The sequence below is a fragment of the Aeromonas sp. HMWF016 genome, assembly GCF_963878195.1.
GTDB classification, from domain to species: Bacteria; Pseudomonadota; Gammaproteobacteria; order Enterobacterales; family Aeromonadaceae; genus Aeromonas; species Aeromonas lacus.
Genome location: NZ_CAWNWX010000110.1, coordinates 1 through 19,719, shown reverse-complemented (window position 1 = coordinate 19,719; position 19,719 = coordinate 1). Strand labels below are relative to the sequence as shown.

The following is a 19,719-nucleotide window of genomic DNA, read 5'->3' as shown; positions in this document are numbered from 1 at the left end:
TGCAAAAAGGTTGGCGAAAAGATAAGCGCTGTTACCCCTCGCCAGCCAGTGACAACTCGATCAGCCGCCGGGCAATGGTGCCGTGGGGTGGCAAGCGCGGCAGCCGGTCGGCGGCAAAGAAAGCGGCGGCGACCAGTTCGTCATCCTGCACCTTGATCTCGCCGCTCTCGTAGTCGGCGGTAAAACCCATCATCAGGCTGTGGGGGAAGGGCCAGGGCTGGCTCGCCACATAGCGCACATTGCGCACCCGGATGCCGCTCTCCTCGAACACCTCCCGAGCCACGCACTGCTCGAGGTTCTCCCCCGCCTCCACGAAGCCAGCCAGCACGGTATACATGGGATCGTCCGCCTGATAGTGACGGCGATGGGCCGCCAGCAGGATCTCCGGCCCCTTGCGCACCGCCACTATGATGCAGGGGGAGATGCGCGGATAGACGCTGTGCCCCTGCTGGCACACCTGTGCCCACTCCCCCGCCTTCGGGGTCATGGGGGCGCCGCACTCGCCGCAAAAACGGTGGGTGCGGCGGAAGGTAACGAGCTGCCAGGCTCGGCCCGCGAGACGAAAGCCCTCTTCATCCCCTGCCACCATCAGCTGGCGCAGAGGGGCCATCATAGTCGTGTCGGCCTCAGCCCCCAGATCCAGCAGATAGCAGGGCAGCCCCTTCCACTCGTCAAAACGCTCGAAACGGGCACCGGCCAGCGCTGCGGGCAGGCACGCCTTCACGCCTTTGGGCACCTGACCCGCCTCATCGAGCAGGATTTGATGGTCACCCGCCACGACAAACCAGCGAGCTTGTTCAGTTAATGACATCGGATAAACACTCTCGTTAAGTCAGATTAAACAACGCCACGGTCACAGCAGGCTGCAGCAGGCTGCAGCAGGGGCAAAATAGCGCGAATGGGCCCCATCTTACGACTGGCAAGCGCCACTGACGACCCCGCCGCCATAACAAAATCGCCTCCGATCTTCGCCCCGCCGGGGCCAAAACCGGCGAGCAAGAGGAGCACATCAACAAAGAGGCCGCCCGAAGGCGGCCTGCTGTCAGTCGTTCTTTCGCTGCACCGATCAGGCATCGCCCATCGCCAGCAGGGAGGCGTTGCCACCCACCGCCGTGGTGTTGATGGTGCGGGTCTTCTCGGTAACAAACCGCCCGAGATAGTGGGGGCCGCCCGCCTTGGGACCGGTGCCGGAGAGCCCCTGCCCGCCGAATGGCTGCACCCCGACCATGGCGCCGATCTGGTTGCGGTTGATGTAGACGTTGCCCACGTTGATGCGGCTCGCCAGCTCCTCCGCGTGGGATTCATTGCGGCTGTGGATCCCCAGCGTCAGACCGTAGCCGGTGCCGTTGATGTCGCTGATCACCTTGTCCAGATCCCGGGTGGCGTAGCGCACCACGTGCAGGATGGGGCCGAACTGCTCCTTGGCCAGCTCGCGGATGGAGCCGATCTCCAGCGCGGTCGGCTGGACAAAGTGCCCTTCCATGGTCGCGGCCGGCATCGGCGCCTGCGCAATCAGGCGAGCGCGCGGCATCATGTAGGCGAGGTGAGCATCGAGACCGGCCTTGGCATCGGCGTCGATCACCGGGCCGACGTCGGTGTTGTGCTCGGCCGGGTTGCCCACTTTCAGCTCCTGCATGGCACCGGTGAGGATCTCCAGCACCCGCTCGGCGATCTCCTCCTGCAGGTAGAGCACCCGCAGGGCCGAGCAGCGCTGACCGGCGCTCTGGAAGGCGGCGCTCACCACGTCGCGCACCACCTGCTCCGGCAGGGCGGTGGAGTCGACGATCATGGCGTTCTGGCCGCCGGTCTCGGCGATGAGTGGCAGGATGGCGCCATCGCGCTGGGCCAGGGTCATGTTGATGAGCTTGGCGGTCTCGGTGGAGCCGGTGAAGCAGACGCCGCCGATGCGCGGATCCGCCGTCAACTTGGCGCCGACTGTAGCACCATCACCGGGCAGCAGTTGCAGCACGTCGCCCGGAATACCGGCCTGATGGGCCAGAGTCACCGCCAGATGGGCAATAAGGCCGGTCTGCTCCGCCGGTTTGGCGATGACGGTATTGCCGGTGGCCAGCGCAGCTGCGATTTGGCCGAGGAAGATCGCCAGCGGGAAGTTCCACGGGCTGATGCAGACAAACACCCCGCGCCCCTGCAGGAACAGCTCGTTCTGCTCGCCGGTGTAGCCTGGCAGCAGGGTCGCCTGCCCCATCAGGCTGCGGGCCTGCACCGCGTAGTAGCGGCAGAAATCGACCGCTTCACGCACCTCGTCGATGCCATCTTGCAGCAGCTTGCCCGCTTCGCGGGTACAGAGGGAGACGAACTGCTCGCGGTTCGCTTCCAGCAGATCAGCCAGCTTCTCCAGCGCGGCGGCACGCTCGCTCACCGGGGTTTCACGCCAGCGCGGGAAGGCAGCGTGGGCAGATGCCAAGGCCTGCTCCACCGCCTGCTCGTCGGCCCAGTGGATCTTGCCGACGGTGAGGCTCACATCCTGCGGGCTCAGCACGGTGCGCGCCTCACTGCGCTTGAGGGTCTCGCCATCGACGATGGGGCCCGCCAGCCACTGCTTGCTCTCCAGCTCTTGCAAGCGGGCGAAGAAGGGGCGCTGGATGGAGAGGATGTTCATGTTGACGCCGCTGGAGTTCTTGCGGTCGCTGAACAGGTTCACCGGCTGCGGAATGCGGTCGTTGGCAAAGCCGGAGTAGCGCTTGAGGGTGCGCAGCGGATGCTCGGCCAGCGAGTCCACCGGGGTATTGGGATCCACCAGTTTGTGGACGAAGGAGGTGTTGGCCCCGTTCTCCAGCAGGCGGCGCACCAGATAGGGCAGCAAGTCCTTATGGGCGCCGACCGGCGCATAGATGCGGCAGTGCAGGCCGGGATTGTCGCTCAGCACCGCGTTGTGCAGCTCCTCGCCCATGCCGTGCAGGCGCTGGAATTCAAACTGGCGATCACCGGCCATCTCCAGAATGCTGACCACGGTATTGGCGTTGTGGGTGGCGAACTGGGGGGCGATAAAGCCGCGGGTCGGCTCGCTCAGCAGGTAGCGGGCGCAGGCGAGGTAGGAGATGTCGGTGCCCGCCTTGCGGGTAAAGAGCGGGTAGCCGGGCAGGCCCGCCTGCTGGGCATATTTCAGTTCGCTGTCCCAGTAGGCGCCTTTTACCAAGCGAACCGGAATGAGGTCACCCTGCTCGCGGGCCAGTGCGGTGAGCCAGCAGAGTACCGGCAGCGCACGCTTGGAGTAGGCCTGTACCACCATGCCGAGCTTGCCCCAGCCACGGTTGGCGTCGGAGCGGTAGAGCTGTTCGAACAAGTCCAGCGACAGCTCGAGTCTGTCCATCTCCTCGGCATCGATGCTGATGGCCACATCCTTGTCGCGGGCGAGACGCACCAGCCCCACCAGCCGCTCGCACATCTCGCCGAGCACCCGTTCGCGGTTGGCCACGTCATAGCGCGGATGCAGCGCCGAGAGCTTGATGGAGATGGAGGGGGCCGGGCCGCCGTCGCTGATCCGCTCGTTGCCGACCGCCTCGATGGCGTTGCGATAATCGGTCAGGTATTTGTCGGCATCCTGCATGGTCAGCGCCGACTCACCCAGCATGTCGTAGGTGTGGGTGTAGCCCAGCTCGCGGGATTTACGGCTCGCCTTGAGCGCCTCTTTCATGTCGCGCCCCAGCACGAACTGCTTGCCCATGATCTTCATGGCGGCATACATGGCAGAGCGCACCACCGGCTCGCCCAGCTTGTTGACCATGCGCCCCAGCAGGTTGGCCGGGTTGCCGTCGAGCTTCTTGTCCAGCTTGATGATCTTGCCGGTCAGCATCAGCCCCCAGGTGGAGGCGTTGACCAGAGTAGAGTCGCTCTTGCGGAAATGGGAGGACCAGTTGGCGCCGGAGAGCTTGTCCTTGATCAGGGCGTCGGCGGTCTCGGCATCGGGAATGCGCAGCAGCGCCTCGGCCAGACACATCAGGATGATCCCCTCCTGGGTATCCAGGCTGTACTCCTGCAAGAAGGCGTCGATGCCGTCGCCGGAGCCGCTCTCCTTGCGCACCTTGGTCACCAGGGTGCGGGCACGCTGGGTCACCTGCTCCAGCGCGGCGCCATCCCCCGGCAGCATGGCCGACAGTTCGGCCAGATAGGCATTTTCATCCACCACGTAGTTCTGGGTGATGGCTTCGCGCAGGGCGGCCAGATCGGAGGGGATATAGTCAGCAGCAAGCACTTGAGTAGCTTTGAACATAGGGGGTCTTCCTGTACGCCCGAGGGCTGATATCGACAAAGGCGGACGCGCCGCCGAAACGCCGATAATGTATACAATGTTGCACCCTATATGAAATGAATTTGTTGCCACTCTTTAACAAAGATCGCTAATTCACCCTATTCATTCCCTTTTGAAGCCAGCCCGCCAATAAACATGAGGGTCATCTGACTTCATTTTGTATACGATCTGCCACCGCCCTGTCGCAAAGCAGCCACGCATCCCGCCCAATAGCGGATATCCCCAATGCGCCCAAAAAAAGAAGGGCCGCCACGGCGACCCTTCTCATCAATTCATTCAGCCAGATGCTGTCAGTTCATCCAGCGATCGCTACGGCTGCGACGGCGGGGCAGCATGGGCAACAGGATGCCAAGCAGGATACCGGCACCGACCATGGCACCACCACGGATGAACCAGTCCATCTGCATGTCGTGCTCCTGGTTATCGTAGCTCTGGGTCAGGGCGTCGTTCTGCTCTTTGAGATTGTTCATCTCTTCACCCTGGCTGACCAGCTGGGCCTTGAGGGCGGCAATCTCCTTGCTCTGGGCGGCGATCTGGCCATCCTTCTCGGCGAAGCGTTTCTCGTTGTCGCCGTTGAGGTTTTGCAGGCGGGCCTTGAGCTCGTCACGCTCCTTTTCTACCTGCGGCAGCTGCTCGCGCAGGCTGATCTGGCTCTGCAGTTCGCTGCTTTTGATCCATCCATCACGGCCGCGACCGTCCACCACCTGAGTGAAACCGGCCTCGCCGTTCACCGCCTTCACCTCCAGCGGTTCACCAGCCTTGACGCTACCGAGGATCCGGTACTGGGTACCCGGACCATTGTGGATAAAGGTAAAGATGTTGTCTGAAACATAACGGGTATCGGCCAGTGCCTGTTGGGCACACAAGCAGATAAGAATCCCGAGAAGGGCGCGCATGGTTGATCGATTCTCTTTTTCAGGTTTGGACAAGAGGTTGAATGTTAAGCCGCCAGCAGGTTAAAGGACAAGCAAAGAAAAAGCACCTCCCCTGCTCTGCCACAACCGATAGCTGGGAGCTGGCTCGCAACTTGCGCTCCCGTGCGACAACCTTACTTCTTCTTGAGCTCGCGCACCTCGTCACGCAGCGCCCGCAACTCGCGCAGCAGCTGCTCCTGCTGGTTGTTGTAGTGGTGACGCCACTTGTCGGTTTCGCTCTCCTTGGCTGGCTGCAAAAAGATGCTGGCCATGAAACCGCTGATGGCACCAAACAGGCCAACCCCGAACAGGATCAACAGGCTGGCGACAAAGCGCCCCTCCTCCGTCCGCGGCACCAGATCGCCGTAGCCTACGGTCGACAGGGTCACCAGCGTCCACCAGAACGCATCGTAGGGGGTCTGGATCTCGCTGCCGGGCTGACCCGACTCGATCCAGTACATCACGCCGGAGCCCACCCCCAGCAACAGGAAGAAGAGGAAGAGGATGCCGGAGAGGGTGGTCTCGTTGCGCTCGCGGCGGAACATGGCCCAGAGATCCGGGTGCTCCCTGAACAGTTGATAGACCCGCCACAGCTGGAGCAGACGGGCCCAGCGCAGCTGCTCCACCATCGGCAGACTGCCCGGCAGATAGATCCAGTTGGCCATGAAAAATGCCTTGCGATCGGGCGCCCTGAGCCAGCCATAGGCGAAGTGGGCGAGGAAGAAGTAGCAGATCAGACTGTCGAGGTCATAGAAGAGCTGCAGGGTCTGTGGGGTGATGCTCGCATGACCCCACCAGCGGGCCGTGACCAGTAACACCGAGACTATCGACAGAAATGCCATCAGCAAATCCATCGCCCGCAAGTGAGTTAAGTGATGCCGCATACATTTTCCAACTTTAAACACAGTGCAAATTAATAAAAGAGAAGATAATGCCGATAGCCTTGAGGGCAAAGGAAAAAGCGATTTTCAAAGGAGATTTTACGATGCAGTTGAACCTGCTGGAGAAGCGGATGAGCAACATTCGGCTGGTGCCGAAAGTGGTGTTGCTGATGGTGATCAGTACCATTTTGCTACTGACCAAACTCTGGTTTGATGCCAACAATCTGGAGGCCACCCTGCTCACCGAGGGGCTGGATCCGGAGAAAGCCAACGCCATTGCCGACCGCCTGCTCTGGAGCGGCCTGATGGAGACCACCATCATGGGGCTGCTGTTCGTTATCCTGCTGATGACCGGCTCCCGTCTGATGGTCAAGCAGGTGCACTATCTGGTCGATCTGCTGGAGCGTTTCGCCAAGCGTGACCTCAGCCACAAGGTGCAGCTCCGCTCCCGCGACGAGTTCGGTGACATCGCCAAGGCGGTCTCCCACTCCCAGGAGAATCTGAAAGCAGTCTTTGGCAGCCAGCGCGCCGCCTGCAAGGAGCTCAACGACATCGCCTCCCAGGTGACCCTCTGCATGGAGGAGGCCAACGAGGCGATCAGCGAAGAGTTCGCCCAGATTGAGCAGCTGGCCAGCGCCATGAGTCAGATGGTCGGCGCCATTCGCGAGGTGGCCTCTCATGCCGATCAGGCCTCCCAGGCCACTGCCGAGACCAGCCAGCTGGCCGAAGAGGGGAGCCGCTGCGTGGCCGAGACCGTCAACACTATCGATACCCTCTCCGGCAACATCCAGCGCTCCGCCAGCGTGGTCAACGAAGTGGAGCACGGGGTCGAGCGAATTGGCTCGGTAGTCGATACCATTCGCGGCATCTCGGAGCAGACCAACCTGCTGGCACTGAACGCCGCTATCGAGGCGGCTCGCGCCGGTGAAGCGGGCCGCGGTTTTGCCGTGGTGGCCTCCGAGGTGCGCGAGCTGGCCAACCGGGCTCAAGCTGCCACCGTCGAGATCCAGAAGATGATCGAACAGCTGCAGGGCAATGCCCGTCAGGCTGGCGAGCTGATGGCCCAGAGCGTGCAGCAGGCCGACAAGGGGGTTGCCCAGGTGACCCAGGCGGGCGATCAGCTCGCCACCATAGTGGAGCGGGTACAGGGCGTGGCCGACATGAACCGCCACATCGCTGCCGCTTCCGATCAGCAGAGCTCGGTGGCCGAGGAGATGCGCGGCAATCTGGAGCAGGTCAAGCAGATTGCCGAAGGCTCCGTGGTAGTGCTGCGCGAACTGCAAGAGGCCTCGGTACTGGTAGAGCAGCACAGCCAGGAGCTGGATGGCCAGATCCAGTCCTTCAAGCTGGCGTGACCACTGTGAATAGACAGAAAGGCCCTGCGGGGCCTTTTTTCATATCACCACCAGCAGCCCATTTTTCCCGCCGGATCATGCTTCTCGTCCCTGCGCTGTGACGCGGGGGCCTGACAGTGCTAGATTGGCAGCCAGCTTTTTATCCGGCAGTTTTGTTAACCACAAGGACGGCAACCGTGGCCCAGCACTCTCCCTCTTTCTCCGCCTTCTCCCCCCTGCTGCAGGAGCTGGCCCAGCGCCAGTGGCAACGGCTGACTGAACTGGCCCCCGACTATGGCAATCAGCCCGAGCCGGTGCGCCAAACCCTGCTGACCCTGCTCGGTCTCTCCGATTTTGTCGCCGACTCTCTCTTCAAACAGCCGGAGTTGCTGACCGAGCTGCTCACCTCCGGGGATCTGGAGCGGGTCGAACGCTGGCCCGCCTACCAGAGTGACCTCACCTCCCTGCTCGCCGAGGTGAGTGATGAAGAGGCGCTCAAGCGCATCCTGCGCCAGTTCCGCCGCAGCCGCATGCTGGTGATCGCCTGGCGCGAGCTGCTGGGTCACGCCGAAGTGGAAGAGAGCTTTATCCACCTGACCAAGCTGGCGGATGCCCTCATCTGCTCCGCCCGCGACTGGCTCTACGCCAAGCAGTGCAATGAGTTGGGCACCCCGATGGATGGCAACGGCAACCCGCAGCCGCTGCTCATTCTCGGCATGGGCAAGCTGGGTGGCGGTGAGCTCAACTTCTCCTCGGACATCGACCTTATCTTCACCTTCCCCGAGAACGGCTACACGGTCGGCGGACGGCGCGAGCTCGCCAACCAGCAATTCTTCATCAAACTCGGTCAGCGCATCATCAACGCCCTCCACCAGCCCACCCAGGATGGTCAGGTGTTCCGGGTCGATATGCGCTTACGCCCCTTTGGCGATGCGGGGCCGCTGGCCATCTCCTTCGCCGCCATGGAGGATTATTACCAGCACCACGGCCGCAACTGGGAGCGCTACGCCATGGTCAAGGCGCGGGTACTGGGCCCCCAATGCGAGCACTCGGTCGAGCTGGCCGAAATGCTGCGCCCCTTCGTGTTTCGCCGCTATATCGACTTTGGCGTCATCGACGGTCTGCGCCAGATGAAGGCGATGATCGCCGCCGAGGTGCGCCGCAAGGGACTGGAGGGCAACATCAAGCTGGGGGCTGGCGGTATTCGCGAGGTGGAGTTCATCGCCCAGGCGCTGCAACTTATTCGCGGTGGGCGTGAACCGGCGCTGCGGGTGCGCCACCTGCCCGAAGCGCTGGCCGCCATCGCCCAATGTGGCGCCCTCGAATCTGCCCATTGCGATCGCTTGCTGGATGCCTATCGCTTCCTGCGCCGGGTCGAGAACATATTGCAGGAGATCGGCGATCAGCAGACCCAGACCCTGCCCACCGAAGAGCGGGATCGCCAGCGGCTGATCGCCGCCCTCGGTTTTGCCGACTGGGGCGCCTTTATGGCTCATCTCGATGAGGAGATGGCCGCCGTCCATCAGGAATTCGCCGCCGTGGTGGGGGAAGAGAAAGAGGCACCCGCCCATCTGGAGCAGCTCTGGCTCGATCTCTGGCGCACCGAGCTCGATGCCGCCGAGCTGGAAAAATTGCTGACCGCGCAGGGAGTGGCCGAGCCCGCCCCGCTCTGTGCCGCGCTACTGCGTTTCAAGGAGGAGTACAAACGCCGTCAGGTGGGGCCGCAGGGGCGCATCGCGCTGGACTGGCTGATGCCGGAGCTGCTGCGGCTGGTGGTGGCCAGCGAGCAACCCGCCCGCCTGTTCGAGCGGGTGTGCGAGTTGCTGACTCGCATCTTCACCCGCAGCGCCTATCTGCAACTGCTGGCGGAAAACCCGGGCGCCCTGCGCCAGCTGGTGCGGCTGTGCGACGCCAGCCATCTGGTGAGCGAACAGCTGGCCCGCTACCCCATTTTGCTCGATGAGCTGCTCGATCCCCAGCACCTCTACCACCCCACCCCGCTCGACCAGTACAAGCCCCAGCTGCGCCAGTTCCTGCTGCGCATCCCCGAAGAGGATGTGGAGCAGCAGATGGAGGGGCTGCGTCAGTTCAAGCAGGTGCAGCTGCTACGCATCGTGGCGGCCGACATCGCTGGCGCCCTGCCGCTGATGAAGGTGAGCGACCACCTCACCTGGCTGGCGGAGGCGATCACCGAGGAGGTGGTCAATCAGGCCTGGGCCCAGATGAGCGAGCGCTACGGGGTGCCGCCCGAGGTGGCGCTGAGCGGCCAGCGCGGCTTTGCGGTAGTGGCCTACGGCAAGCTGGGCGGCATCGAGCTCGGTTACGGCTCGGATCTCGATCTGGTGTTCCTGCACGGCGGCGACCCCAACAGCTACACCGACGGGCGCAAACCCATCGACAGCCGCCAGTTCTACCTGCGTCTCGCCCAGCGGATCCTGCACCTGTTCAGCACCCGCACCCCCTCCGGCATTCTCTACGAGATCGATATGCGGCTGCGCCCCTCCGGCGACTCCGGCCTGCTGGTCTCGTCCCTCTCAGCCTACGAGCAGTATCAGCAAAACGAAGCCTGGACCTGGGAGCATCAGGCGCTGGTGCGGGCCCGCCCCATCTATGGCGACGATGCCATCGTTGCCGAGTTTGCCCGCATCCGCCGCGATGTGCTGGCCAAGGGACGGGAGCTGCCGACCCTGGCCCGCGAGGTGCGCGAGATGCGCCAGAAGATGCGGGATCACCTGCTCAAGGCCGGTGCTGGCGAGTTCGACCTCAAGCAGTCCCCCGGCGGCATGGTGGATATCGAATTTATCGCCCAGTATCTGGTGCTGGCCCACGCCTGCGGCGAGCCCGACGCCCTTACCCGCTGGTCAGATAACGTGCGTATCTTCGATGAGTGCGTCATGGCGGGGGTATTGACGTTGGAGCAGGCGGAGGGGCTGAAGCAGGCCTATCTGGAGATCCGCAACCTCGGCCATCGCCTCAACCTCTCGGAGATCTCCCGCAAGGTGAGCGACGATCAACTGCAGAGTGAGCGCAGCCATGTGCTCGACGTCTGGCACAAGCTGCTGGGGGAGTGATTCCCGCCAGCGGCAATGAAAATGGGCCCGCCTGAATTGCTTCAGGCGAGCCCTCTCTTATCGGCAAAACGACATTCTTACGGTTGCTCAGCCGTGATCCATCACCGTCTCCACCAGCATGCTGTTGAAACGCTGATAGGCCTCTTCCTGAAGGCGCCCCGGATAGCTCAACACCCGCAGAGCATGGCCCTCGTAGCCGGGCTGATAGGGCGGGTGGACATGGGCATAATCGTTGAGACAAAAGCCCAGCCCCTGATAGAAGCGCAGACGGCGAATGGCAATCTCATCTTCTGGCGGATCGATCTCGAGAATGACGGTTTTGCCTGCCCGCTCGCAAAATTCGGCCAGCAGGCAGCTGCCGTAGTTGCGGCCGCGCAGTGCCGGATTGATGGCCAGATGTTCGATATAGATCTGCTCGCCACACGCCCACCAGAAGATGAAACCGAGCAGCAGGCCGTCCTGATAAAAGATTTGGCAGTGATAGCGAGGATCCCGCATCTTCTGTGGCTGATGCTGTGACTGGCGCTGCTCGTAGCGGGGAAAACTCTCGCCATAGATCTGCCAGACCAGCGGCCACGCCGGATGGTTTACCTCTCTAATCACTTCACTTTCAATCATCAGAACTACCTCTCATCTATTTTGCAGAACGTTCATCTATACATTAAAAGTTCTGCCGCATCATCCTCTGAACACATAACAACCAGGATCCCGGATTAACGCGCACCATCAGCTTGCGAAACAAACTGCAGCTGCCGGCCATCGGGCAGCAGCGCCAGCACGCTTTGAGCGGCCAGTTTTATCCCTGCCAGCTCGGTGGCCGGGCCGAAGTTGGCCACCAATCTTGTGCCATCGGCAAACTCGCTCTGCTGCACCTCTCCTCGCTTGTCGAGCCAGCGAAAACCGGTGAGCGGGTGGTTGTAGAGCCGCTGGTGCAGCGGGCGGAAGAAGGCATCGAGCCCCTTGAGGTAGGGAATGCGCGTACCGGCACTATCCAGACTGAGGTTGAGCAGGGGCGGCACGTTGTAGAGCTGCTGCAACAGCTCGGTGACCTGACGGCTCTCCTTGAACTTGAGGCTGTCCATCGTCCAGTGGTGGGTGGTCACTATGCTGTCGTGAAAGACGCTCTGGAACAGCGGTAGCCGCAGCGCCGGATCGAAGTAGAGCCCCTGATACTCGGGCTTGAGACGGCTCTGGCGAAAGAAGTAATCGGGCTGAAACTCGGGATGCCAGGCCCCCAGATAGTAGGGGGAGCGCTTGTTGCGGCGCATATCGGGATCCTGCCAGCCAAAACCGCTGGTCTGGGGGCCATGGGCAAAGGCCGCGGTGCGGTTGGCTACCGCCCCGCCCTCCTCGGAGCCCACCAGCACGCCCTGACGCTTGACAATCCACGCCATCCCCGCCATCCGGTTCTGCGCATCCTGCGCCTGAGTGGTCGGCTTGGCCGGATCGAAGTCGTCAAACACCATGCCGGTCGCCGCCACATCGAGGAACCAGCTGTTGTAGTGGCTCGCCTGCTGCAACCAGGGCACGCGCTGCTCCATCACCGGGCGCACGCAGGCCTGATTGGTGTAGACGCCGCTGTTTTGAAAGCCGCTCTTGCGCCGTCCATTCTCCTGCATGATGCCGCAGCGCAGGTAGATATCCTGCCCCATCTGGGCGGTGAGCCAGCTCTGCTGGCGATTCCCCTCCGGCAGCGCGGTATCGTAGGAGTCGTAGGGGGCGATGAGATAACCTGCCTCTTTGGCAAGTTCAATCCCCTCTGGCGCAGCAAAGCCCGCAGTCCATTGGGGCAACCCCAGCCAGAGTTTTGGTAGTCCAGCCTGCTTGAGAGCGGCGATCATCTTGGCCGAGCTACCATCACCCCAGCTTTGCGGATCGTTAAGCGCAGCCCCCAGTTGCCTTGCCGCCAGCGCGCGCCGGGCGGTGAAATCGGCCGGTTGCTGACCCGGATGGCGCAGTGCGAGCGCCTGCTCCACCCCGGCCAGCACCAGATTTTGCAGGTAGCGGTTGCGGGCCAGATCGGGCGCTTGCAGCGCACTCTTGCTCTCCCCCTTGAGCCAGTCGGCGGGGATCAGGCGGCGCAGCGCGGGCCAGCTCTTCACATCCTGTGGCACCAGCAGTCGCTCGCCCCAGAGGTAGAGGTGAGAGGCACCGATCAGCCGTTTGCCATCCGGCACCGCCGCCAGCTTGCTCTCGAGCGAGACCAGCTCACCCCGCCCCTGCAGCCAGCTGCGGTAGGCCTTGGCCGCCGCCAGCCAGTCGTTGCCCGGCTGCAGCGATACCTCCACCTCATAGGAGTCAGCCTGATTAAGGCGATTGACGCTGTGGGTCGCGGTGAGGGCAATGCCATCTTGCTTAGGAGCAAAGGTGAGCCGGTTGTTGAAAGGGTTGGCAAAGAGGATCGCCAGCTGTTGCACCCCATGATCCAGCCCGACCAGCGGCAAGGTCAGATTATCCGTGGTGTTGATCCCCTGATACTCCTCCACCAGCGCCTTGCGCCACGCCGTGTGAGTAGCCGGAATGCGAAATCCCTCATGGATCGGCAGCATCAGCGCCTGTGCCCCTGCCGGCACCCGCGGCCATACCAGCTCGCCAGTGGTCGCGCGGCTCAGGGTGAGGATCAGGCGGTTGCCCTCAAGGCGAGCCAACGCCCGTACCTCGCCATCAGCACGGGTCAGCCAGCTGGCGCGCTCACCCTCCTGCTGCAGGGCGGTGACCGGCTGGCGCGGGCCGGGGGAAGAGATGGCCAAGTGATTGCCCGATGGCAGAATTGCTTCGGCTGCCAGAGTGGCGGGATCCAGCTCGATACGCCACTGCTCGTTGGCCAGAGTCAGCGCCTCAGCAGGCAGGGAGAACAGCGGCGCCAACAACAACAGCGGGCGGATCCGGCTCGTTAGCACGGGAAGAAAAGTCATGGTCTGTGATTCCTGATAACACACGGGAATCGCATTTCAGCAGATCGGCAGCCTGCGATTGTCAGGCCAATGTCAGGATTAAGCACAGAGCAGAGGCGGAGAGGCTTCTCAGCCATTTCCTATTTAATAGCCACCACCAGCCACGGGTCAATTGTTGCAAATAACATCAGCAAAAAATGATAACTATTGCACCAACGAAACAATCTGTGCCCGAAGCTGGTCATCCATCACAGACAGCAGCGACTCAATCCCCCGGTATCACTCCACCGGCCCTGCCTGACTGTGGCTCAGTTGCAACACCAGCTGGCCGCGCTGGCTGGTCTGCACCAGCGAGAGGGTGCGCCAACTGTCAGGAGTGGCGGTTGGCCAGTTAACCGGCTCATCGGGCGCAATCCGGTGCCACCAGAGCAGGGAGTATTGCGGGCGGGCCAGCACCGCCTGATCGAGCCAGAGCGGCGTACAGGAAGCTGGGTTGGCGGGGAGATTGGCCACCGCCTGCGGCGAGCGGGAGAGCCAGTCCAGATCCTGCACTGCAGGCAGCGGCAGTGCCACCTGCCAGCGCTTGCCCGCCACCGCCAGCCGCAGCTGATAGAGTCCGGCTGGCAAGGGGGTCGGCAGGTCGGCGCCTACAACCCTGACGCCAGTGTTCTCTTCCGCCTCCCACTGGGCGCCAGCCAGCCGGTTACGGCCAGCGGGATCGATAAGTTCCGCGGCGGTGATGGGTCCCTCCCCGGTCAGCTGCACCCGATAGTCCCGCAGCAGCGGCGCATCGCGCTGGATCAGCTCAAGGCGCAGCTCGCTCACCCCATCAGGCAGAGTAAGCGGGAAATCCTTGCCGCAGTGCTGGGCACTTAGCGCGGCCAGCATCCCCTGCCAGCTACGGCGCTCGGCATCGCTGTTTAGCGCAGGCCACGCCTGCTGCAAAGATTGCCAGCCGTGCAGGTTATCCCCCTGCAACAGCGCCAGGGTGGCCGGTTGCAGCGGATCAGTGCGTTCGGTTTCCAAGACGCGTTCAGTTGCCATCACGCTGCTTGCGTTTAGAAGGCCCTGGTTCAGAAGACAGACGCTTAGAGCCAACAGCAGTCCAGCCAGCATTGCGCGCTTCACGCTGTCACCTCCAGCCGGTAGCCGATGCCGCGCACCGTCTCGATGGCCAGCCCGGGCAACTTCTGGCGCAGTTGCAGAATATGGGTATCGACAGTGCGGGTGGAGGGAAACGCCTGATAGCCCCATACCCGGTTGAGGATCTCCTCCCGGCTCAGCACCCGCCCCGCCATTCGCACCAGCAGGGTGAGCAGGGCAAACTCGGTGGGGGTGAAGCTCACCTCCGCATTCTGCCAGCTCGCCTGCAACCGGGCGGGATGGAGCTGCAAGCCACCCACTGCCTGAGTGCCATCCCCCAGCTGACGCAGCTGGGCACGGATCCGTGCCAGCAGCTCGTCGTGGGAGAAGGGCTTGGTCAGGTAGTCGCGCGCCCCCGCATCGAGCCCGGCCACCCGATCGCTCACCTCCACCCTTGCGGTGAGCACGATCACCGGCAACGCCTTGCGCGCCAGCCACTGGGGTAGCCAGTCGAGGGCATCCCCCTCCGGCATGGTACGATCCAGCAGCACCAGATCCGCCGCCAGCCACTGCTGCTCTGCCGCAGTCAGGGTGTCGCACCAGAGGCAGCGATACCCCTCGCGGGTCAGATAGCGTTGCAGGTTCTCCGCCAGCAGCGCCTCGTCTTCGACAAGCAGGATGGTCTTCATGATTCGGGGTCGCTCCAGAGTTGGCAGGGCAGTGTCAGGGTGAAGGTAGTCGGTGGACCGGACAGGACGAGGCGCCCGCCAAGACGGCGCAGCAGATGCCGCACGATGGCAAGCCCCAGCCCCAAACCCTCGGCACGGGCACCGCGGCGCAGCAGGGTAGCGAGCCGATAACCCGGCAGCTCGCCGCCATCGCTGACCGCGAGGATCAAGCGCCCCGCCTGCCAGCTGGCACAGACGCGAACCGGCGCGCGGCCATGCAGGCTGGCGTTGCGCAGCAGGTTGTCGAGGGCGAGATCGAGCCAGTAGAAGGGGAGCGCCAGAGTCATCTCCCGCTCAAGGCAGAAGGTGGCGCCATGCCGCTCGCAGGCCAGCGTGAGCCACTCGGCCAAACTGACCGCCACCCGCTCATCCTCGAGGGTCTCTGCCGCCAGATAGTGGCGACTGGCCTGTGCCAGTTGATGCAAGCGGGCGACACTGCCGAGCAGCTGACCCACGCTCTGCTGGGCGGAAGGGGGGAGCCGGTCGAAGTCGTGGCGCAGCTCCTCGCTGATGCCTGAGAGCGCCATGATGGGGGTGCGCAGCTCGTGAGTCAGCATCTGCAATGCGACGCGCCGCTCCCGCAGCAGGCGCCAGCGCTGCCAGCTGGCCCATCCCAGCAGCAGGATGAAACCAAGCGAGCTGGCCAGCGCCAGCCACTGCCAGTGCAGCGTGGGGCTCTCGTTGATACAGAGCGCGCCAACCCGCTCCTGACAGGATCCATCGACCCAGCTATCCAGCATCACGCCGAACCGCTCGGCCAGCGGCTGCCACTGGCCAGCGCCATAGCGACGCCACTGTCCACCGGCAAGCAGCCAGAGCTGACCGGATTGCAGCAGCCAGCGCTCGCCCCGCAGCAGGGCGTCGAGGTTGTCATCATCAAGCTCGCCAATCAGCCCCAACCGGTCGCGCCGCTCCCGCACATGGAGCAGATCGTCGAGCCCGGCGGACGGATGACCAGCCTGCCAGCGAGCCGCGCTGGAGCCGCCAAGCGGATAGATGGGGTGAGCGGCAAACCAGCTGGTCGAGGGCGCAGCCCCTTGGCCGCAAAGCGCCCGCAGCAGTGGCAGCCACTCGGCGGGCAAGGCATTATCCGCCCCGCACTCCTGCTGATAGCGATAGATGGCCTGCAACTGGCGCAGCGGATAACGGTGCCAGGCAGGATGAAGGGAGTCGGGAGCAAGCAGGCGCCGGTCGAGCCGCTGCACCTCATCAAGAGGCAGCGTATGTTCGGGAGCCTGTCTGGCCAGCTCGCCAGCCAGACGATCCGCCAGCGGCCCAGCCAGCGCGGGATACGCCATGCCGTAGCAGATCAGGGAACAGAGCAGCAGGATCAGGCGCATGGGTTCAACTCGAGATGACTCCGGATGAAGACACAGCAGAGCACTGCGCCATAAAAAATGTCAGCGCCATTTTTAAATGGCGCTGACATCCGGTCAACCGCTAACGGCATTGGCGCAGCTCCCGCCAGCCCATATGAACCGTCACCTATTTGAACAGTCCCTTGAGCAGCTGGTCAGCCACCCCTTTGACGGCATCGTTGTCGGCCTTGTCCCCCAGCAGCTTCTTGAGTCCGCGCTCGGCCTCCTTACGGGCCTTATCCTCCAGCAACTTGTTGTTGCTGAGCAGCGCCTTCACGTCGAGCCGATAGCTGGGCGCCTGCCAGTGGCCGCCGATCCGTACCGGTATGGTGATCTCCTTCAGCTCGTCCACATCCTTGCCTCCCTGCCCCTTGCTGCTCTCGACGATGGAGGTAAGGAACAGGAAGTCGAGGCTCTCCGGCACCAGTGCCGTCTGCCCTTCGCCCTTGACCCGCAAGGCGGGGGCAAAGAGCTGGATGTCGTTGCTGCGGGCAACGCCGTCGGCAATCTGGAAGCTGGCGGTCAGGGCGCTGAAGTCGGTCTTGCGCGCCTCCTTCACCTGTTCGGCCCCCTTGCCGGTGAGGGTGGCCCGCGCCTCGCGGATCATCTCCGGCAGGTTGATGCCGTGCAGGGCCCCATCGCTCAGCTTCAAGGTAACCTTACCCTGCATCCCGTTGCGCAGTGCCAACTCAGAGAGACCACGTCCTTGCACCTGCACATCGAGATCGCCTTTGCCCTCCAGCAGATCACTCTGAGCCAGAGTCTGCAACAAGGGACGAATGTTCACTCCGGCCACCTGCTTGTGCACCTTGTAGGTGGCGGGCTGCTGGCGTGCGTCGAGTACCCCGTTCGCGTTTACCTGACCGCCAGCCACGGTCGCGCTGAACTGTTTGAGCGTCAGCAGTCCCTTGGCCAGAGCCACCTGCAGATCGACTGCGCCAAGATCCAGCCCTTTCAGACGCAGGCTGCCGAGTTGCAACCGACCATCCAGATCCACCCCTTTGAGCGCGCCCAGATCCGGTTCGACCGCGGAGAGAGCTTCGCTTTTGCCGGTTACCGCTTTATTGCCACTTGCAGCGGTATTGGCCGCCGGTTTGCCCTCTTTCGGCTGTGCGGTCGGAGCCGGTGTCGATTTGGCGAGCCATTTGTCGAGATCCAGCTTCTCCCCATGCAGATCAAAGGTGATTGCCGGAGTGGCACCAAGCTGCACGGTTCCATCACCACTCAGCAGCGCCTCATCGGCACTCATCACCAGCTTGCTCAGGGTAATCAACTGCTTGTCGAGCTCGACACGGGCAAAACCGGCCAGTTTCAGCTTCATCTGCGGGCGCGGCAGGGCATCACCTTCCAGCGCTGCCGTCAGCAGCACATCGGAGAGTTCGGCAAGCTTCATCTCCTTGTCGAGCCGTCCCTTGAGCGTTCCTTCCAGCGAGCCAGCCAGTAAAGCTTGCTGCCCCTCTACCTTGGCTCCTTTCAGCGCCAACGTGAAGTTGCTCCACTCACCAAAGGCCAATCGGTCTCCCTTGATGGAGAAACTGTCGAGTCGCAGGGACGGAGCACTCAGGCTGCCACTGAGGCTCAAGTCTTTCAGTTCACTGGCCATCACCTCCTGCGCCAGCTTGATCTGGGTCTGCCCTTTAACGTCGAAAGCGAGCTTGTCGGCACTCCCCTTGGCGGCCAGCGCCACGGGTACCCACTCACCGGTAGCCAGCTGCCCCATATCGAGATCGAGGCGATCCAGTCGCAGCGACGTGCCGCTGCGATCATCCTGTACCAGCGCACTGGCCTGGGAGAGCGCGACACCCTGCAAGCTGATCTGCCAGGGCTTGCTATCAGCGGTTGGCGCAGGGGTTGCGGGGACGACCGGTTCGCTTGCATCAGCAGTGGCATCTTTGATCAGTCCGCTCAGATTGGAGCTGCCATCCGCCTTGGTCTGGATAAAGAGATGGGCGCCACTCAGGGTTACCTTGCCGACCTCCAGACGATGGGAGAACAGCGGCAACAGCGCAACCGAGGCCTCGCCCTGTTCGAAACGAACCAGATCCGGCTCGGCAAAACCGGCCGGATTGCGCAGAGCCACCTTCTCCAGCGAGAGGCCAAGACTCGGCCAGAAACGCCAGTCAATCTCCCCCGCCATCACCAGTTCCCGGCCCGTGCTCTTGCGCACCTGCTCTGCAAGTTGGGGCTTGAATTGATTGGGGTCGATAAGGCTTATCAGCGTCACTATGGCCAGCAAGGCCGCCACGGCGATGCCGAGCAAGATGAGAACTATCTTCTTCACGATATGCTCCTTGAATCCGGATCCACTGCTGACTATACCACTCACCGTCTGACGAATGGCGTCTGCGGGACAAAAGCGGACAAGGATGAGACAGGGATGGTCGCTGCCAATCCCCATCGTCATCAGCAGGGATCAGGCTTGCAAAGAGGATTGCTGCAGCCGCGCCATCGCGGTGCGCGTCGATTCAAAAGCAAAGCGGGACAAGGGGATATCGCTGATCTTCAACCACTGACAGGCGGCCACATCGTCAGCCGGCTGGATGACCGGTTTTTCGCTCAGCTTGATGGCAAAGAAGGTGTCACAGGTGTGATAGGTGATGCCATCGTAGGGATAGATATTGGGGAATGAACCGAGATAGGTAAAAGGTTGAGCGCTGACATCGAGCCCCAGCTCCTCCTGCAACTCGCGCACCAGCGCCCCCTCCAGAGACTCGCCGGGATCGACAAATCCGCCCGGCAGATCCAGCAACCCCTTGCCAGGATTGCAGGCACGCACCGCAACCAGCACCTCATCCTGCCAGCAAAGCGCCACCATTACCGCAGTCGCCACATTCTGGAAAAAATGAAAGCCACAGCCACAGCGAAACTCTTTGGGACTGACGCTCTGCAGGGTTTGACCGCCGCATTTTGGACAAAACATGGGCTATCTCCGACCAGATAAAGCGCCATTTTACGCTGTTGCGACCGTTTTTTATGAGTAAAACAGACGGGGAGGACTAGGAATTCAAAGGGAGAGGAATAAAGCAGGGCAATTATCGGGCGATTTGCTGATTTTCAGGCAATAAAAAACCCCGCTCGATGAGCGGGGTTCTTAAATTGGGTGCCTGGCAGTGTCCTACTCTCGCATGGCGAATGCCACACTACCATCGGCGCTACCGCGTTTCACTTCTGAGTTCGGCATGGGAT

The 19,719-nt window shown here is 62.6% G+C and carries 13 protein-coding genes and 1 rRNA gene; 2 read left to right on the top strand and 12 right to left on the bottom strand.

The features are described 5' to 3' along the window. Window positions 1–31: 31 nt before the first annotated feature. The 4 genes from nudC to AACS24_RS18340 form a co-directional block, all read right to left on the bottom strand. The gene (nudC, locus tag AACS24_RS18355; RefSeq protein WP_108571578.1) at window positions 32–811 is read right to left on the bottom strand and encodes an NAD(+) diphosphatase; all 780 of its coding nucleotides are present in this window, start codon (window positions 809–811) and stop codon (window positions 32–34) included. 255 nt (window positions 812–1,066) lie between these two features. Further along, complete coding sequence (putA, locus tag AACS24_RS18350) at window positions 1,067–4,231, bottom strand: bifunctional proline dehydrogenase/L-glutamate gamma-semialdehyde dehydrogenase PutA (protein WP_108571577.1); 3,165 nt, start codon at window positions 4,229–4,231, stop codon at window positions 1,067–1,069. A 329-nt stretch (window positions 4,232–4,560) separates the two neighbouring features. Beyond that, window positions 4,561–5,166, bottom strand: coding sequence for a TIGR04211 family SH3 domain-containing protein (locus tag AACS24_RS18345; RefSeq protein WP_108571576.1), 606 nt, complete (start codon window positions 5,164–5,166; stop codon window positions 4,561–4,563). Window positions 5,167–5,318: 152 nt separating this feature from the next. Continuing rightward, window positions 5,319–6,137, bottom strand: a complete 819-nt coding sequence (locus tag AACS24_RS18340) for a potassium channel family protein (RefSeq protein ID WP_108571575.1) — start codon at window positions 6,135–6,137, stop codon at window positions 5,319–5,321. Window positions 6,138–6,169: 32 nt separating this feature from the next. Between AACS24_RS18340 and AACS24_RS18335 the strand changes: the two genes are divergently transcribed. Then, window positions 6,170–7,420, top strand: a complete 1,251-nt coding sequence (locus AACS24_RS18335; protein ID WP_108571574.1) for a methyl-accepting chemotaxis protein — start codon at window positions 6,170–6,172, stop codon at window positions 7,418–7,420. 176 nt (window positions 7,421–7,596) lie between these two features. Beyond that, window positions 7,597–10,470, top strand: a complete 2,874-nt coding sequence (glnE, locus tag AACS24_RS18330; protein ID WP_181364231.1) for a bifunctional [glutamate--ammonia ligase]-adenylyl-L-tyrosine phosphorylase/[glutamate--ammonia-ligase] adenylyltransferase — start codon at window positions 7,597–7,599, stop codon at window positions 10,468–10,470. 87 nt (window positions 10,471–10,557) lie between these two features. Here glnE and AACS24_RS18325 read toward each other — a convergent pair whose 3' ends face one another. The 8 genes from AACS24_RS18325 to rrf all read right to left on the bottom strand — a co-directional run. Next, a complete protein-coding gene (locus AACS24_RS18325; protein WP_108571572.1) occupies window positions 10,558–11,088 on the bottom strand; it encodes a GNAT family N-acetyltransferase in 531 nt (176 codons plus the stop codon). Window positions 11,089–11,183: 95 nt separating this feature from the next. Then, complete coding sequence (locus AACS24_RS18320; RefSeq protein WP_108571571.1) at window positions 11,184–13,385, bottom strand: glycoside hydrolase; 2,202 nt, start codon at window positions 13,383–13,385, stop codon at window positions 11,184–11,186. Between the two features lie 258 nt (window positions 13,386–13,643). Continuing rightward, window positions 13,644–14,408, bottom strand: a complete 765-nt coding sequence (locus AACS24_RS18315; RefSeq protein WP_258222993.1) for a DUF2861 family protein — start codon at window positions 14,406–14,408, stop codon at window positions 13,644–13,646. A gap of 80 nt (window positions 14,409–14,488) precedes the next feature. Then, window positions 14,489–15,136 carry a response regulator transcription factor gene (locus AACS24_RS18310; RefSeq protein WP_065401380.1) on the bottom strand — a complete coding sequence of 216 codons (648 nt, stop codon included), beginning with the start codon at window positions 15,134–15,136 and terminating at the stop codon, window positions 14,489–14,491. Beyond that, the gene (locus AACS24_RS18305) at window positions 15,133–16,515 is read right to left on the bottom strand and encodes an ATP-binding protein (RefSeq protein ID WP_108571569.1); all 1,383 of its coding nucleotides are present in this window, start codon (window positions 16,513–16,515) and stop codon (window positions 15,133–15,135) included. The genes AACS24_RS18310 and AACS24_RS18305 overlap by 4 nt, the downstream gene beginning before the upstream one ends. 145 nt (window positions 16,516–16,660) lie before the next feature. Next, window positions 16,661–18,814 (bottom strand): AsmA family protein, encoded by a 2,154-nt coding sequence (locus tag AACS24_RS18300; RefSeq protein ID WP_108571568.1) that lies wholly within the window; start codon window positions 18,812–18,814, stop codon window positions 16,661–16,663. A 132-nt stretch (window positions 18,815–18,946) separates the two neighbouring features. Beyond that, window positions 18,947–19,453 carry an NUDIX domain-containing protein gene (locus AACS24_RS18295; protein ID WP_108571567.1) on the bottom strand — a complete coding sequence of 169 codons (507 nt, stop codon included), beginning with the start codon at window positions 19,451–19,453 and terminating at the stop codon, window positions 18,947–18,949. Window positions 19,454–19,635: 182 nt separating this feature from the next. After that, window positions 19,636–19,719, bottom strand: a 5S ribosomal RNA gene (gene rrf, locus AACS24_RS21995); the annotation flags it as partial.